At 68.4% G+C, this 15,329-nt stretch carries 15 protein-coding genes; 7 read left to right on the top strand and 8 right to left on the bottom strand.

Annotation, left to right across the window (positions count from 1 at the left end):
- Window positions 1–46: 46 nt before the first annotated feature.
- The 4 genes from ON43_RS33500 to ON43_RS33485 all read right to left on the bottom strand — a co-directional run bounded on the left by ON43_RS33500 (window position 47) and on the right by ON43_RS33485 (window position 3,387).
- The gene (locus ON43_RS33500) at window positions 47–466 is read right to left on the bottom strand and encodes a hypothetical protein (protein WP_373283517.1); all 420 of its coding nucleotides are present in this window, start codon (window positions 464–466) and stop codon (window positions 47–49) included.
- Window positions 467–654: 188 nt separating this feature from the next.
- Window positions 655–1,266, bottom strand: a complete 612-nt coding sequence (locus tag ON43_RS33495; RefSeq protein WP_051179578.1) for a Uma2 family endonuclease — start codon at window positions 1,264–1,266, stop codon at window positions 655–657.
- A gap of 40 nt (window positions 1,267–1,306) precedes the next feature.
- Window positions 1,307–1,969, bottom strand: coding sequence for a response regulator transcription factor (locus ON43_RS33490; RefSeq protein WP_051179588.1), 663 nt, complete (start codon window positions 1,967–1,969; stop codon window positions 1,307–1,309).
- 8 nt (window positions 1,970–1,977) lie between these two features.
- Entirely contained in the window at window positions 1,978–3,387 is a 1,410-nt protein-coding gene (locus tag ON43_RS33485; RefSeq protein ID WP_040814000.1) for a sensor histidine kinase, read from the bottom strand.
- A gap of 113 nt (window positions 3,388–3,500) precedes the next feature.
- Between ON43_RS33485 and ON43_RS45805 the strand changes: the two genes are divergently transcribed.
- The 3 genes from ON43_RS45805 to ON43_RS33470 all read left to right on the top strand — a co-directional run bounded on the left by ON43_RS45805 (window position 3,501) and on the right by ON43_RS33470 (window position 5,934).
- Window positions 3,501–4,001: a DUF4190 domain-containing protein gene (locus tag ON43_RS45805; protein ID WP_174416515.1), complete on the top strand. Its 501-nt coding sequence runs from the start codon at window positions 3,501–3,503 to the stop codon at window positions 3,999–4,001.
- A 44-nt stretch (window positions 4,002–4,045) separates the two neighbouring features.
- Window positions 4,046–4,729, top strand: a complete 684-nt coding sequence (locus ON43_RS33475; protein ID WP_218003436.1) for a TrmH family RNA methyltransferase — start codon at window positions 4,046–4,048, stop codon at window positions 4,727–4,729.
- A gap of 62 nt (window positions 4,730–4,791) precedes the next feature.
- The gene (locus ON43_RS33470) at window positions 4,792–5,934 is read left to right on the top strand and encodes a glycoside hydrolase family 76 protein (protein ID WP_051179577.1); all 1,143 of its coding nucleotides are present in this window, start codon (window positions 4,792–4,794) and stop codon (window positions 5,932–5,934) included.
- 12 nt (window positions 5,935–5,946) lie between these two features.
- On the opposite strand, the gene ON43_RS33465 is transcribed toward ON43_RS33470, so the two are convergent.
- Both ON43_RS33465 and ON43_RS33460 read right to left on the bottom strand, forming a co-directional pair.
- Window positions 5,947–6,660, bottom strand: coding sequence for a DedA family protein (locus tag ON43_RS33465; protein WP_040813998.1), 714 nt, complete (start codon window positions 6,658–6,660; stop codon window positions 5,947–5,949).
- A gap of 7 nt (window positions 6,661–6,667) precedes the next feature.
- Entirely contained in the window at window positions 6,668–7,321 is a 654-nt protein-coding gene (locus tag ON43_RS33460; RefSeq protein WP_051179587.1) for a DedA family protein, read from the bottom strand.
- Window positions 7,322–7,547: 226 nt separating this feature from the next.
- Between ON43_RS33460 and fbaA the strand changes: the two genes are divergently transcribed.
- From fbaA to ON43_RS33445, 3 genes are all read left to right on the top strand, one after another.
- Window positions 7,548–8,585, top strand: a complete 1,038-nt coding sequence (gene fbaA, locus ON43_RS33455; protein ID WP_040813996.1) for a class II fructose-bisphosphate aldolase — start codon at window positions 7,548–7,550, stop codon at window positions 8,583–8,585.
- 89 nt (window positions 8,586–8,674) lie between these two features.
- Entirely contained in the window at window positions 8,675–9,793 is a 1,119-nt protein-coding gene (locus tag ON43_RS33450; RefSeq protein ID WP_040813995.1) for a BTAD domain-containing putative transcriptional regulator, read from the top strand.
- 117 nt (window positions 9,794–9,910) lie between these two features.
- A complete protein-coding gene (locus ON43_RS33445) occupies window positions 9,911–11,377 on the top strand; it encodes a glycoside hydrolase family 183 protein (RefSeq protein WP_040813993.1) in 1,467 nt (488 codons plus the stop codon).
- Window positions 11,378–11,472: 95 nt separating this feature from the next.
- Here ON43_RS33445 and ON43_RS33440 read toward each other — a convergent pair whose 3' ends face one another.
- Together ON43_RS33440 and ON43_RS42920 are read right to left on the bottom strand one after the other, a co-directional pair.
- Window positions 11,473–12,525, bottom strand: a complete 1,053-nt coding sequence (locus ON43_RS33440; RefSeq protein ID WP_040813991.1) for a fused (3R)-hydroxyacyl-ACP dehydratase subunits HadA/HadB — start codon at window positions 12,523–12,525, stop codon at window positions 11,473–11,475.
- A gap of 238 nt (window positions 12,526–12,763) precedes the next feature.
- A complete protein-coding gene (locus ON43_RS42920; protein WP_051179576.1) occupies window positions 12,764–14,638 on the bottom strand; it encodes an Rv0361 family membrane protein in 1,875 nt (624 codons plus the stop codon).
- A gap of 84 nt (window positions 14,639–14,722) precedes the next feature.
- Between ON43_RS42920 and ON43_RS33430 the strand changes: the two genes are divergently transcribed.
- Window positions 14,723–15,160: a DUF3151 domain-containing protein gene (locus ON43_RS33430; protein ID WP_040814037.1), complete on the top strand. Its 438-nt coding sequence runs from the start codon at window positions 14,723–14,725 to the stop codon at window positions 15,158–15,160.
- Window positions 15,161–15,329: the final 169 nt, after the last annotated feature.

The raw sequence follows: 15,329 nt of genomic DNA, 5'->3' as shown, positions 1-15,329 counted from the left end.
AGGTGGCCCTGACCTGGATATATGTTTCCGGACGCGGTGATTGCGCTTACAGGCACAACATGATGCGGTCGCGGTTGGTCGGGTCGACTCGGATCGAAAGCGTGCCGCCCACAGTGATTCTCGGCTTCACGACCGGTTCCACGTCGAAGACGATGCTCCCGTAGTAGGTCTCCGAGCCCGGCACGACCAGTTCGAGATCCAGTTCGGTGATCTCGGTGCAATGGTCGGTGCGCTGCAGCGGATGCACTGCTTCGATATTCGCCCAGCCCTCGAGCCCGTGGCGGCGCAGCTTGCGATCGGCGCGGGTGGGGCGTTGGGCCAGCAGCATGCCCAGGCCCAGGAAGGTTCCGAAGAGACCGACCAGTGTGATCACTTGGAGCGGCACGGTACCGGGCGGGGTGAGCGGAACGATCCAGCCCATCCAGGCGCCGAGAGCGATCAGATAGGCGGCTGTCACTCCGAGCACTGTTCGGATAATGCGCGCGTGGTCCATGACACCCTCCAACCACGGCTTACGGAATTCCAGGATAGTCCCGAATTTCGTAGCAGAAGGCGGAGTGGCACGAAGTGCCTCGGTTGGGGGTGGCGGTGGGGCGACGGGTGGGCTCGGGCGAGGTCAGAGGCTTTGTCGCTGGAACGATGCACCCGTGGGTGTCAGACCGACGCGCCGGAGGAACGGAGGGTGGTGAGGGCGTCGAGATCGAGGGGCAGTGCGAGGCTGTCGAGTTCGAGGGTCGTCTGCCCGCTGTACTCACCGGTCGGTACGTACCGACCGTCTCGCAGCCGATGCGTCCGCAATCGCAGCGAATCCTCGGTTTCCAGCAGCCAGTAGTGCTCGATCCCCACCGCCGCGTACTCGGCGTACTTCATCACCCGATCCACCCGGCGCGAGCCCGGCGACACGATCTCGATGGCCGCCAGCACATCCGCCGGCCGCACCCGGGTGGCGTGCTCGGCCCCGGCCGCGCCGCCTACGATCAGGACGTCCGGCACCCGCACGGTCGGCGGCGAACCCTCGTCGACGAGCAGTTCGATGCGGGCCATGGCCGCCACCCGCCGCGGTAGCGCGCGCTCCAACTGCGCGGCCAGCCGCCACACCGCCAGCTGATGCCGCGGCGGCTGCGGCGCCACCACGAGCACGCCGTCCACCAGTTCCCGGCAGTGCCGGTTGTTCTCGGGCAGCAGCGACCACTCGGCAATGGTCAGCAGGTGATTCGGCCAGTATTCAACCGATTTCAGCAATTCCGCGGAACTCGACCGAGTCATGCCCCCAGTCTTCCACGGCTCCGCAACCGTGCAGCGACGTTTAGCCTTTCAAACGCAAAACCGCGAGAACTCGGCGGTGGTGCAGATCCGAGGGCGGCAGTTCCAGTTTGGTGAAGATGTTGCCGATGTGTTTTTCGACCGCGCGTTCGGTCACCGTGAGGGCCTGTGCGATGGCCGAATTCGACAATCCCTGCGCCATGGATTCCAGCACCTCGCGCTCGCGCGGGGTGAGCCGCGCCAGCGAATCCTGTTGCCGGGCAGCGCCCATGAGCTGGCTCACCACCTCCGGATCCAGCGCGGTGCCGCCGGTGGCGACGCGGCGCAGGGCGTCGACGAAATCGGACACATCGGCGACGCGGTCCTTGAGCAGGTAGCCGACGCCGCCCGCGCCGGAGGCCAGTAGTTCGGTGGCGTAACGGGTTTCGATCCACTGCGAGAAGACCAGCACGCCGGTATCCGGGTGGCTGCGACGCAGCGCGAGCGCTGCCAGCAGGCCCTCGTCGGTGAAGCTGGGCGGCATGCGGACATCGATGACGGCCACGTCCGGCATCTGACCGGCGACCACATCGTGCAGACCGGTCGCGTCGCCCACGGTGGCCACCACCTCGAAGCCGCGCTCCGACAGCAGCGCGGTCAGGCCGTCCCGCAGGATGGCATTGTCCTCGGCGATCACCACGCGCAGCGGCGCGCCTGCGGTATCCATGCCCTCGATCATCGCGGTCCCGCGATCGGCAGCACCAGCGTGACCACGGTGGGCCCGCCGACCGGGCTGTCCACGAACAGCGAGCCGTCCACCGCCCGCGCCCGCTGCGCCAGGCCCGAAAGCCCGCCCACCACAACGGCTTCGCCCGGGATCCCGGCCGGTTGCAGTGCCCCGCCCTGACCGTTGTCGCGCACGCTCACCGAGAGCGCGTCCATGCCCGAGGCCAGCGCGCCCGGTCCCGCCGGCATGACGGCCACCCAGATGCGGCTCGCGGCAGCGTGTTTCACCACATTGGTCAGCAGTTCGGCAACCGAGAAGTAGGCGATGGCCTCGATGGCCGGGCTGGGCCGCACCGGCAGCAGGACCCGCAGTTCCACCGGGATCGCGCAGCGGGCGGCCAGGGTCTCCAGGGCCGGTCCGAGCCCGAGTTCCAGGGCGGGCGGATGGATACCGCGCACCAATTCGCGCAATTCGGTCAGCGCCTCCTTGGAGCTGGTGCGGGCCTGGGCGATCAGCTCGCCCGCGTCGCCGCCCGTCGCGAGGCGCTCCTCGGCGCGCCCGAGCATCATGGCGATGCTCACCAGCCGCGCCTGGGCGCCGTCGTGCAGATCGCGTTCCACCCGGCGCAGGGTGGCGGCGGAATCGTCGACCGCGGCGCGGCGGCTCTCCTGGAGTTCGACCAGCTTCAGATCGCGGGAGGTCGGGGTGAGCAGCAGGAAGGCGAGCAGGCGGTGCAGGAAGCAGACGCCGCGGATCAGCCACGGCAGCAGGAAGCAGCCGAGCACGCCGATCGCCGCGAAGCCCAGCACCCGCGGCCAGGTGTCGAGGTAGTACTCGTTGAACTGGATCATCGAATGATGGGTCACCCCATTCTCATCCACATTGGTGGGGTTCCCGACGGCCCACGGGATCGGCGAGATCGCCACGAATGCGGTCATGGCCACGATCACCAGCACGACGTAGCCGACCACCACGCCCAGCACACCCTCGAGCACAAGGAACAGCAGCGCGCGCCAGGAGGTGCGGTCGGTGAAGGCGGCGCGCAGCCAGCCGATCGGGCCGGGCTTGAAGGTGAACGGCGGCGGCTCGGGCAGGGGCGTGTCCAGCAGCACCGCGGCCAGCACCCGATAGATCTTTCCCCACACTCGGCCGCCCAGAATCAGGGCCGCCAGCACCGGAATGCCGACCACGAACAGCACCAGGATCGCGCCGCCCCAGACCAGCAGGAACAGATAGGCCGCGGCCAGGCAGCCCAGCATGAAAACGGTGATCAGATAGGCGAATTCCTTCCAGGCCCGTGCGCGGAAGGGCGTCAGCAGGAAGGTGCGCAGCAGTGACGCCGGGCTGCGCCCGCCCGGATCAGGTTGCGGGGCGGGCGGTTCGAACGCGAGGGTGGGCAGGGCGGCCGTTTCGCTCATGCTTCCAATCGTCTCGGGTGGCGGGGTGCCCGGGCGAGGGAGCAGCCCCGAAAATATCCGGTGTAGCCAGCACCACCACGTGGTTGTGGGCACCACCACCTAGCATTCTGCGCATGACATACGATCCGCCGCCGCCGGGCTGGGATCCGCAGTCCCCGGGCCACAACCCGCAGCCCGTGGACCTGAACAAGCCCCAGGATTCCGGCCAGCCCTACGGGTTCGGCCAGCCCCAGGGCTATGGCCAGCCGCAGGATTACAGCCAGCCGCAGGCCTATGGTCAGCCCCAGGCGTACGGCTACAACCCCGGATATCAGCCCGCGCCGGGCTATTACCCGGGCTATTACGGCGCGCCCCCGCCGGACCACCCGCAGGGCGTCATCATCCTGATCCTGGGCATCATGAGTCTGGCCTTCTGCCAGTTGCTCGGTCCGGTGGCCTGGATCATGGGCAGCAAGGCGCGGCGGGAGATCCGGGATTCGGGCGGGGCCATCGGCGGTAGCGGCATGGTGACGGCTGGCTGGATCTGCGGCATCGTCTCCTCGGCGCTGCTCATCCTGGCGGTTCTGTTCATCGTGCTGATGCTCGTCGTGGGCGCGGCCAGCACCACCACGTAAGCCTCGCGGCGGGCCCGGGCGCGGCCGCCACTACCATCGCCCGGGTGAGTCCCGCCCCGACAGCCGACGACCCGCTCGCCCCCGGACCGACCGAATGGGGTGAGCATCCGCACGGTGTCGGGCCGTGGCGCGAGGAGTTCGGCACCGAGCCGCCGGCCGATCCGCGCCTGGATCCGGAGCTGCTCGAACACGGCGACCGCCGCAATGTGGTGGACGCCTACCGGTATTGGCGGCGCGAGGCCATCGTCGCCGACATCGACGCGCGCCGGCATCCGTTCCACGTGGCCATCGAGAACTTCGGGCACGACGCCAATATCGGCACGGTCGTGCGCACCGCCAATGCCTTCGCCGCGGCGGCCGTACACATCGTGGGCCGCAAGCGGTGGAATCGGCGCGGCGCCATGGTCACCGACCGCTACCAGCACATTCACCATCACGCCGATACCGGTGAGCTGCTGCGCTTCGCGGAAGCCGAGGGGCTGACCGTGGTTGCGGTGGACAACGTCCCGGGCGCGGTACCGCTGGAAACCGCGACCCTGCCGCGAAACTGCCTGCTGCTCTTCGGTCAGGAAGGGCCGGGGGTCACCGAGGCCGCGAAAGCGGGCGCGCTGCTGACGGTTTCGATCGCGCAGTTCGGGTCGACCCGCAGCATCAATGCCGGGGTCGCGGCGGGTATCGCCATGCACGCGTGGGTGCGTCAGCACGCGGACCTGGGCAATGCGTGGTGACGCTCGACTCTCGGTAACAAAATAGCCACGAACAGTGGTGTCCGATTGGCATTATTAGTCCCATGACATCGCGGACCGGGCGCAATATCGAGCCGACCGCCGCTCTGTGGTCCGAGCGCGCTGACCTGGCGGAATCCGCGGTTCTGTCCCGGCATCTACGTCGATTGTGGGCCGTTCCCGGCACCCAGCTCGGGGTGGTCGGCTGGCCCGCCATGAAACGCGAACGCAGCTTCGCCTTCTGGAATTACTGGTGGCAAGCCCACCTGATCGACTGCACGGTCGACGCCGCCAATCGCGCCCCGACCCCCGCGCGGCAGCGTCGCCTGTGGTCCATCGCGCATGCCATGCGGCTGCGCAATATCACCGGCTGGACCAACAACTACTACGACGATATGGCCTGGCTGGCAATCGCTTTGGAGCGCGCCGAGCGCATCGCGGGGGTGGAGGAGGTCCGCGGCGGGCTGCTCATTCTGGAGAAGACGCTGGTCAACGGATTCGAGCCGGAGTTCGGCGCGGTGCCCTGGCGCCGGGGCTCGGACTTCTTCAATGCCCCGGCCAACGGACCGGTCGGCATCGCCATGGCCCGGCTGGGCCGCTACGCGCGCGCACAGGAACTGGCCGACTTCCTCGACACCCACCTGCGCGACCAGGACACCGGACTCATCTTCGACGGCATCCATCTACCGTCCGGTGAGGTGGAGAAGCCGGTCTACAGCTACTGCCAAGGCGTGGCGCTGGGCCTGGAAACCGAACTGGCCGTGCACACCGGCGAGCCGCGGCACGCCGAGCGCGCGGTCCGGCTGGTGGACGCCATCGAGGAGCACATGACCGCGGGCGGCATCGTGGTCGGCGACGGCGGCGGGGACGGCGGCCTGTTCAACGGCATCCTGGTCCGCTACCTGGCCCTGGCCGCGCTCATGCTGCCCGGCGACGAGCCGACCCACGTGACCGCGCGCAGCAAGGCCGCGGCCATCGTCCGCGCATCGGCGGCCGCGGCCTGGGAGCACCGCCTCGATGTGGAGGGCGAACCGCTGTTCGGCGCGGATTGGCGGCAGCCCGCGCGCCTGCCCGGCTTGGCGGGTGCGGGCCGGTTCGAAGGCGGGTCGGTGAGCGCCTCGCGCAACCCGGAACGCGATCTGTCCGTGCAGCTCTCGGGCTGGAAGCTGATGGAGGCCGCACACACGGTGACGGCCGCCGGGCTGTAGGTCTGCGGGGATTTACTGCTTCCGGATGACCGGAAGCGGCTGGGTCGCCGCCTCGGCCGCGTCGAGATCGAAATCCTCGGTGGGGCGCGCCATTTCGGCCCGGTACTGCCGGACCCCGACCACCGTGCCCAGGATCAGCCCGACGATCAGCGTGCCGATGACCGCCGGCATCAGCCAGGACATGTCCTCGAGGAAGCTGCCCGCGTAGTAGCTGGCCAGCAGGATCACCGGGGCCCAGATCACCGCGCCGATGGTCGAGGCGATCGTGTACTTGCGGTGGTCCATCCCAGCCGCGCCCGCGACCAGCGGGCACAGCGTGCGCACCCACGGAATCCAGCGGGCCACCAGCACCGCCAGGAAGCCGTGCTTGTGCAGCATCTCCGAGACCCGCGCCAGATTGCGGGTGTTGATGTATTTGCCGTTCTTGCGCGCGACCAGGTGATGCCCCGTGCGGCTGCCGAACACGTACCCGACCTGGTTGCCGGCGATGGCCGCGATCATGGTGCCGATCGAGAGCGCCCAGATGTGGCCCTCGCCGTTGACCTGCGAGGCCATCACCACGCCGGCGGTGATGAGCATGGAGTCACCGGGCAGGAACAGGCCGATGATGAGCGCGCATTCGAGAAAGACGAAGGTGAGCACGATCGTCCAGACGAGCACCGGTCCGGCGGTCTCCAGGGGGCCGAAGCCTCCGGAAGCGAGAGTGGTTAGCGGGCTGGTCGACACCGATGGCTCAGCGGGTCGGCTCGTTCGTCGAGGTGGCCAGCTCGGCCTTCTCCGGCTGCTGGCCGCGGTGCAGCAGGTTCTTCGCCACCGCGATGATGCCCGGGAGCACGGACACGAACACGATCAGCAGGAAGATCGCCTCGACGTTCTTGCGAATGAATTCGACATTGCCCAGGAAGTAGCCGAGCACCGTGACGCCGCCGCCCCACAGCACCGCGCCGATGATGTCGACGGTGGCGAACTTGCGGTAGTCCATCTTCGAGACACCGGCCAGCACCGGCATGAAGGTGCGCACGATGGGCACGAAGCGGGCCAGCACGATGGTCTTGGGGCCGTGCTTCTCGAAAAAGGCGTGCGTCTCGGTGATGTAGTGCTGCTTGAAGAAGCGCGTGTCTTCCTTCTTGAACAGCGCCGGGCCGATGCTCCGGCCGATCCAGTAGCCGCTCTGGTCGCCGAGCCAGGCCACGAACGCGGTCGCGGGCACCAGCCACCAGATGTTCATTCCGGCCGGCGGGTGCGCCTGGGCGGCCAGCAGACCGCCAGTGAACAACAGCGAATCGCCAGGGAGGATCGGGAACAGCAGGCCGGTCTCGATGAAGACGATGGCCAAGATCGCCGGGAGCACCGCGTGCGAGAGCCAAGTCTCCGTCAGGAGGTGCATTGGATCCAAGATCGCGGGCAAGGCGGCATTGGTCGTCACGGCATCGGATACGGCCAGCAAGGTCACGGCCACCACAGTACCGGTACCTCGGACATCACACCGAACGTCGATGCAACCTCACAAACTTGTGAGGTATGTGAGGCCATTGCCCTGAAGAAAAAGGGCTGTCCTATCGTGTCAGCTGACAGAATTTGTCGTACGCACCACACACAACACGGAGGTCACTGTGCCCATCGCGACTCCGGAGATCTACGCCGAGATGATTGCTCGGGCCAAGCAGAACTCCTTCGCGTTCCCCGCCATCAACTGCACGTCCTCGGAGACGATCAACGCGGCGATCAAGGGCTTCGCGGACGCCGGTTCCGACGGCATCATCCAGTTCTCCACCGGTGGTGCGGAATTCGGTTCCGGCCTGGGTGTGAAGGACATGGTGACCGGCGCGGTCGCGCTGGCCGAGTTCGCGCACGTGGTCGCCGCCCGCTACGACGTGACCATCGCGCTGCACACCGACCACTGCCCCAAGGACAAGCTGGACACCTATGTCCGCCCGCTGCTGGCCATTTCGGCCGAGCGCGTGAAGAACGGCCAGAACCCGCTGTTCCAGTCGCACATGTGGGACGGCTCGGCGATCCCGATCGACGAGAACCTGGAGATCGCCAAGGAGCTGCTGAAGCAGGCGCACGCGGCGAACATCATCCTCGAGGTCGAGATCGGCGTCGTCGGCGGTGAAGAGGACGGCGTCGAGGCCGAGATCAACGACAAGCTCTACACCTCGCCCGAGGACTTCGAGAAGACCATCGACGCGCTGGGCGCGGGCGAGAACGGCAAGTACCTGCTGGCCGCCACCTTCGGCAACGTGCACGGCGTCTACAAGCCGGGCAATGTCGTGCTCAAGCCCGAGGTGCTGGCCGAGGGCCAGCGGGTGGCCGCCGCCAAGCTGGGTCTGGGCGCGGACGCGCAGCCGTTCGACTTCGTCTTCCACGGCGGTTCGGGCTCGCTGAAGTCGGAGATCGAGGACTCGCTGCGCTACGGCGTGGTGAAGATGAACGTCGACACCGACACCCAGTACGCCTTCACCCGTCCGGTCGCCGGCCACATGTTCGCCAACTACGACGGCGTGCTGAAGATCGACGGTGAGGTCGGCAACAAGAAGGTCTACGACCCGCGCAGCTACCTCAAGAAGGCTGAGACCTCCATGGCCGCGCGCGTCGTCGAAGCCTGCAACGATCTGAACTCGGCGGGACGTTCGATCAGCGCCAAGTAAGCTCAACGGTCGGGATTCCGTCGAAAGTGACGGAATCCGGGCAATTTTCGAGCGGCGGGCGCGCCGCGGTCTCTATCGAGGCAGGTGGCATGACTGTCGATGTACGGGTCCTGGGCCCCGTGCAGCTGTTGGTCGCCGGCCGGTCAGTACCGGTCGGCGGTCCCAAGCCGCGCGCGCTGCTCGCGGCGCTGACCGTGAACCGGCGCCGGGCGGTGTCCTCACAGGCGCTGGCCGACATCGTCTGGAACGACGATCCGCCGGACTCCTATCAGGCCAGCCTCCAGGTGTTCGTCTCGAACATCCGCAAGACGCTGCGCACGGCCGGGGTCGACCCGGTGGCGCTGCTGCGCACCGAATCCTCCGGCTACCGGCTGGAAATCGAGGACGACGAATGCGATCTGGGTCGCTTCGAGACGCTGCGCCGCGAGGGTTCGGAGGCGGCCTCGATCGGCGATCCGACCGCCGCGTCCCGGCTCTTCGGTGCGGCGCTGGCGGAGTGGAGCGGCCGGGCCCTGGATGATCTGTCCGGCCTCGGCTTCGCGGAGAGCTTCGCCACCGCCATGGACGAGGAGCGGCTGCTGGTCGCCTCGGCCCGCATCGATTCCGAAATCGCCTTGGGGCGAGCCTCTTCCGTGGTCGGCGAACTGGTGTCGATGACCGGTGCGCATCCGCTGCGGGAACCGCTGTGGGCGCAGCTCATCACCGCCCTCTACCTGTCCGGCCGCCAGGCCGACGCGCTCGACGCCTGCCGCCGGGTGCGCACCGTGCTCGCCGACGAGCTGGGCATCGATCCGGGGCCCGCGCTGATCGCGCTGGAGCAGAAGGTGCTGCGCCAGGAACCGTTGAGCACCGGGCAGATTCACGAGGTCGAGCGCATGGCGAAGGCCATGACCGAGACCGTCACCGAGATGCCGCGCGCGGTGCGCGCCGGTCAGCTGCGCATGGAGGACGGGCGGACCATCCCGATCGGGCCGAACGGCATGAAGATCGGCCGCATGACCGACAACGATCTGGTCCTCGACGATCCCAAGGCCAGCCGGTACCACGCGCAGATCACCCCGAGCCGGGCCGGACTGCTCATCAAGGACCTGCACTCGGCCAACGGCATCTACATCAACGAGGAATCCATCGAATCCGCGGCCGTGCTGGCCGACGGGGACGCCATCCGGATCGGGACCACGGTGCTGACCTTCCAGGCGCTGCGCTGATCTCGCCGGTATCGATTCGATCGAGATCGGCGGAGTACCGGCGGTTCGTCCGGTTCCCCGGGTAGGGTCTCCGCCCGGACGTGTCCGGAAGACCCGATTGGCGAGAGGTTGAGTGCATTGGCCAAGCGGCTGGTGGCAGCTGCGGGAGCGGTTATTTTCGGTGCGGGCGTCCTCGTGGGTGTGGACCGGTCGATGGCGGCCGCGGAATCGGATCCCGGTGCCGCAGCGGGCGTTCCGGGTATCGGGCCCTGCGCGACCGAGGCCAAGCCGTCGCACGAGGCGCTGATCCCCAAGACCCTCGAGGTGCCGGTGGTCTATCCGGTGGTGACCGTCGATCCGGGGCCGCCGGTGGAGAACCTGAAGCGCGTGAAGATGGAACTGCCGTCGGATCCGTGCGTGAACCCGTGCCCGGACCTCACCGATCAGCCCGCCGCACCACCCGATCTGGCCCAGCAACTCGGGCTGCCCAGGCTGATCGTGCGGCCGCAACCGTTCAATTTCGCACTCCCCAACCCGAATCCGCCCGCACTGCCGCCCGGACCGGATCCGGCGCATCCACCGGTCGAGGCGGCCGCGCAGACACCGCCCCGGCCCACCCCGCAGGTCTCCGACGTGCGCGAGGTGGCCAAGCTGACCGGCGCCAACTCGGTCAACCGCACCGACAAGCGCTGGCAGGTGCAGGGCACCGACCTGGGCATCATGTGGGAGAGCGCGCCCGACGAGATCGCCATCGCCTTCGGTGACACCGTGGGCCGCGACTTCCATCCGCCGGGCGGCATGGGCGAGGACTGGCGGTCGAATCTGCTGGCCTTCAGCAAGAATCGGGATCTGGCCAACGGGGTGGTGTTCGACCGCATGGTCGCCGACGACCGTTGCCACGCGGCGGAACTGCTGAGCAGCCGCAAGATGGACAATATCGAGATCACCACCATCCCGACCTCCGGCTTCGCGCTCGGCAACCGGCAGTACATGAGCTACATGTCGATCCGCACCTGGAACAGCATTCCGGGCACCTGGTACACCAACTACGGCGGCATCGCCTACTCCGACGACCACGGCGAGCACTGGACCAAGGACCCTTATGCCAAGTGGGAGAACATCTTCGGCGTCTCCAACTTCCAGGTGGCGGCCATGGTGCCGCAGGGCGACTGGGTGTACATGTTCGGCATCCCCAATACCCGCCTGGGCGGGGTCGGGCTGGCCCGGGTGCCGAAGGATCAGGTGCTGAATCCGACCGCCTACCAGTACTGGCAGACCGACGCCTGGGTGCCCGCCCTGAACGGAATCGTCACCGCCACACCGATTGTCGACGCACCCGCCGCCGAGCTGTCGGTGCGCTTCGACGCGGCGCGCAAGGTATGGCAGATGAGCTACCTGGACACTGCCAAGGCGGCTCTGGTTGTGCGGGAATCGGATTCACCGCAGGGCGTATGGTCCGACAGCGCGGTGACGGTGAGCGCGCTGCAATATCCGGAGCTCTACGGCGGATTCATCCATCCGTGGTCCACGGGCGACGACATGTACTTCACCATGTCGACCTGGAGCGACTACAACGTCTATCTGATGCACGCCAGCGTGAACTGACCCCCGTCATCCCGGCATGCTTTTGGCCGGGATCCACAGCAACAGAGTGGATTCCGGCCAAAAGCGCGCCGGAATGACGAGGGCCCGCGTTCGGTCTACTTGCTCAGCTTGATCTCCGCGACGGCGCGGCCGAAGAGCTTCTTGCCTTCGGAGGTCGCGCCGAGAACGACGGTCGCGGAACCGGTTTCGGCGTCCACCGACTTCACCTTGCCGGTGAAGTCGATCGGGGTCGCCGCGGTCGGCTCGACCGGCACGAAGCCGGAGAACCGCACACTGAACTTGCGCAGCGCCGACGGGTCGCCCAGCCAGTCCACCAGGTACGAGGCGGTCAGGCCCATGGTGAGCATGCCGTGCGCCACCACGGTGGGCAGTCCGGCCAGGGTGGCGGCGGTGTCGCTGAAGTGGATCGGGTTCGGGTCGCCCGAGACGCCCGCGTAGTTCACCAGGTCACCGCGGGTGACGGCGGACCGCCCGGCGGGCAGTTCGAACCCGGCGGCCAGCTCGGCGGCGGCGTGGTTGGTGCGCACCGGCAGCGGCGCGGCGGGCGCGGCCAGCTCGCCCACCTCCTCGGGCGCCAGCAGGATCAGCGCATTGGGGTCGGCGGCGGACTCGCCGGGCTTGGCCACGTGCCCGTGCATGACGACGCCGGACACCGTCTCCACCATGCCGGGATCGACCTCGACGCCCTTGCGGGCCACGATGGTGGTGGTCGCGACCAGCACCGGCAGCAGATCGGCGTCGGTCATCGTCACCTTGACGGTGATGAAGTCGTTGTCGCCGTAGCTGCGGATGTTCTCCACGGTCACGTCCACGCCGAGGCGGTCCTCGGCCAGGATCGGCCGGTAGTACTCGAAGATCTGATCGGTCTGCAGGAACTGCGAGACGTCGTACTCGGTCAGCACGGAGCCGATCAGGGAGCGGGTGGTTGCCGCGCCGATGACCGACGCGAACGTCGGCGAGGCGAGCAGGCCGCCGTAGCCGAGCGCGGCGGCCGCGTCCTCACGATGGTGGGCGGGGTGATCGTTGCGCACGGCACGCGCGAACTCACGGATCTTCTCGCGGCCTACGTCGTAGTGATCGCGGACACGAAAGTGCCGTCCGACCAAATCGGCGGCGGTGGCCTGTGTGGCCTCAGCCGTTTCCGGCATGGTGTTCAGCTCCCTGCAAAATCGAAAACCGGTGGGCCCGCACCACTTCTGCCGGACATCGCCGCGGGCTGTGCGGCCCGATGCCCTAGACGGTGTACAACCGCTGAAGTGCCGGAATGCCGAAAAGGCTGGCCCAGACAATCCGGCACACTCTACCGACGTGCCGGACCGATGACCAGGTCTTTGTGATGTTCATCGCGGCAGGGACCGCGAATCCGTCAGTGCTCGACGGGAAGTGTCAGTGCTGCGGGTCGCACACCTTCCACGAACCGCCCTCGTTGCGCAGATCGAAGGTGCGCGCGGAGGTCTTCGTCGGATCCGCCTCGGTGTACACCGTCGCCTGCGCGATGGCGGTATCACCGGTCACCTGAATGGCGTCGATGCTCTTCACCAGCGGAATGCTCTTCTGCTCCTTGGAAGTCCGGTAGACGCTGGTGAACTGGTCCGCCGAGATCTTCTGATAGAACTCGTGCTGGTTGCCGCAGGTGACCGCCCGCAGCGTGTCCAGGTTCCCGCTGTTCAGCGCGTCGGTGTACGACGTGATCGTCTTCTGCACCAACGCTTCCGGCGAGTTGTCGCTGTTGTGCTTGCTCACCCCGGCGATGATGCCGATGATCGCGGCCACGACGACCACGGCCACCGCCGCGATGATCCACAGCTTCTTCTTCGATCCACCGGCGGCCTTGACCTCCGCCTCGGCGGCCGGAACCCGCTGCGGCTGAGCCAATTGCGGCCCACCCGGACCCTGCGGTGCGGCCGGACCCTGTGGCGCGGCGGGGCGCTGCGGAGCCGCGGGGCCCTGAGGTGCGTTGGGGCCCTTAGGTGCGTTGGGGCCCTGTGCATTCGGCGCCTGCGGTCCGCGCGGACCCTGCGGGCCACCCGGTCCCTGCGGCGCACCCGGCCCGACCCGCTGCGGCGAGGCGATGCGCGGCCCGCCGATCGGCTGTGCGGGCGCGGTCGGCTGCATATCCGCGGGCGACGGCGCGGACGCCGGACGGCGCGGGCCCATCGGCGGACGCGGCGGCGCGGGGCGAGTCTCCTCCACCGGCGCGTCCTGCACCGGCGCGTTGCCGCGCGGTCCGGCATTGCGCGGGCCGATATTCCCCCGGGGTGTCTGCGGCGGCTTGCTCACCGCCCGGCCCTGCGGCCCCGAGACCCGAATCTTCTCGGTCCCGGCCTCCCCGGACACGATCGGCAGCGCGGTGGTGGCGTCGTCGGCCGGAGCCGGGACCTTCTTGATCACAACGGTTTCGGCGTCGCCGTTGGGGGCGCCGGCGTCGCCGTTCTGAGCACCGCCATCCTTCGCCGCCGGGGCGGCCTCGGAATCGCCGGTCCCCGCGGCCTTTTCACCGGCAGCGGCCTTCTCGCCCGCTCCATCCTTCTCACCCGGTGCCTCCGGCATCCCCTGAGTGGGAACATCTTCCGGCGCGGGCTTCTCCGAACCACCCTGTGCTTCGGCCTTTTCGGCGCCCTTGTCCTGGCCGGGCCGCTGAATCTTGATCATCTGCGTGGTCGCGTCCGTCGCCGCATCGGCACCGGCCGGCCCGGCGACCGCAGCCTCGGGAGCCTTCTTGTCCGCCGGACGCTGAATCGGAATGAACTGCGTGGGCGCGTCATCGGCCGGAGACGAGGCCCCCGGCCCGCCGCTCTTGCCCTGCGGCTGAGCGGGTGCGCCGGAGCCCTGGGGCGGGGTGGCCGGGGACTCGGCTGCGGGGGAGCCCTGCGGGGGCGCGGCCGGAGGCTGGACGCGGTTCGCGCCCGCCGGGCGGGCGGGCTTGGATTCCTCGTAGCGGATGGTCGCGAAACCGGCCGGACCGGACTTGGCGGGTTTGGGTGCGCCGGTGCGGATTTCCTCGGTGCGGGAGTTGGCCGACGGGATCACCTCGGTGGCTGCGGTCGGCGGGGCGGCGTCGGCAGGGGGCTTGCCGGGCGCGGCCTCGGACTTGTCGGGCGCGGAGTCCTTACCGCTCTCGGGTGCATCACCCTTGGCGGCGGACTGGTCGGCAGAGCTTTTTGCGTCGGCGGTGGCGCTGGTGTCCTTGGCCCCTGCGGCGGGCTGGGCTGCCTGGTCGGCAGGGCCCTGCGGCTGCTGGTCGTCTTTCTTGTCGGACACGCGGCTACACCCCTCGCATTGTTGGAACTGTGATTCGACGGTCAGCCTACTGAGCAAACCGGGCGGCGGTGCAGAATGATCGGCATGACCTCCTTCGGTGATCTGCTCGGACCGCAGCCGGTCCTCCTTCCGGAAAACATCGAGGCGGAGGACGCGCTGCTGCAGAACCAGGACCCGGTGCAGGTCGCCGCGGCGCATCCGACGGCCTCCATCGCCTGGGCCCATCTCGCCGAAGCCGCGCTGGCGCGCGGCGGCGAGGGTGAGGTCAACCACGACATCATCTCCGCCTACGCCTTCGCCCGCACCGGCTACCACCGCGGCCTGGACCTGTTGCGCCGCAACGGCTGGAAGGGTTTCGGCCCGGTGCCGTGGAGCCACGAACCGAACCAGGGATTCCTGCGCAGTGTCGGCGCGCTGGCCCGCGCCGCCCGCGCCATCGGTGAGACCGACGAGTACGCGCGCTGCCTCGATCTGCTCGAGGACTGCGATCCGCGTGCCGCCGCCGAGCTCGGCCTCGACTGACTTGACCTCCGGCCTAGGCGAAACCCTCGACGCTGCCCGGGAGGGCAGCGTCACTCGCATGCGCCGGGCCGCGACGCGGGTCCGGTCCTCACTGCTGCCGATCGTGCAGTGCGCGATCGGCGCGGGCATCGCCTGGCTGATCGCCCACAATGTGATCGGCCACGGAACA

Source organism: Nocardia concava NBRC 100430, assembly GCF_000308815.1.
GTDB classification, from domain to species: Bacteria; Actinomycetota; Actinomycetes; order Mycobacteriales; family Mycobacteriaceae; genus Nocardia; species Nocardia concava.
This window is presented reverse-complemented; position numbering and strand designations above follow the sequence as displayed.

Coding starts and splice junctions, on each gene's coding strand:
- ON43_RS33460 (WP_051179587.1), bottom strand. CDS start 7,321: ATGCACCTCCTGACGGAGACTTGGCTCTCGCACGCGGTGCTCCCGGCG.
- ON43_RS33440 (WP_040813991.1), bottom strand. CDS start 12,525: ATGCCGGAAACGGCTGAGGCCACACAGGCCACCGCCGCCGATTTGGTC.
- ON43_RS33495 (WP_051179578.1), bottom strand. CDS start 1,266: ATGACTCGGTCGAGTTCCGCGGAATTGCTGAAATCGGTTGAATACTGG.
- ON43_RS33430 (WP_040814037.1), top strand. CDS start 14,723: ATGACCTCCTTCGGTGATCTGCTCGGACCGCAGCCGGTCCTCCTTCCG.
- ON43_RS33485 (WP_040814000.1), bottom strand. CDS start 3,387: ATGAGCGAAACGGCCGCCCTGCCCACCCTCGCGTTCGAACCGCCCGCC.
- ON43_RS33470 (WP_051179577.1), top strand. CDS start 4,792: ATGACATCGCGGACCGGGCGCAATATCGAGCCGACCGCCGCTCTGTGG.
- ON43_RS33490 (WP_051179588.1), bottom strand. CDS start 1,969: ATGGATACCGCAGGCGCGCCGCTGCGCGTGGTGATCGCCGAGGACAAT.
- ON43_RS33450 (WP_040813995.1), top strand. CDS start 8,675: ATGACTGTCGATGTACGGGTCCTGGGCCCCGTGCAGCTGTTGGTCGCC.
- ON43_RS45805 (WP_174416515.1), top strand. CDS start 3,501: ATGACATACGATCCGCCGCCGCCGGGCTGGGATCCGCAGTCCCCGGGC.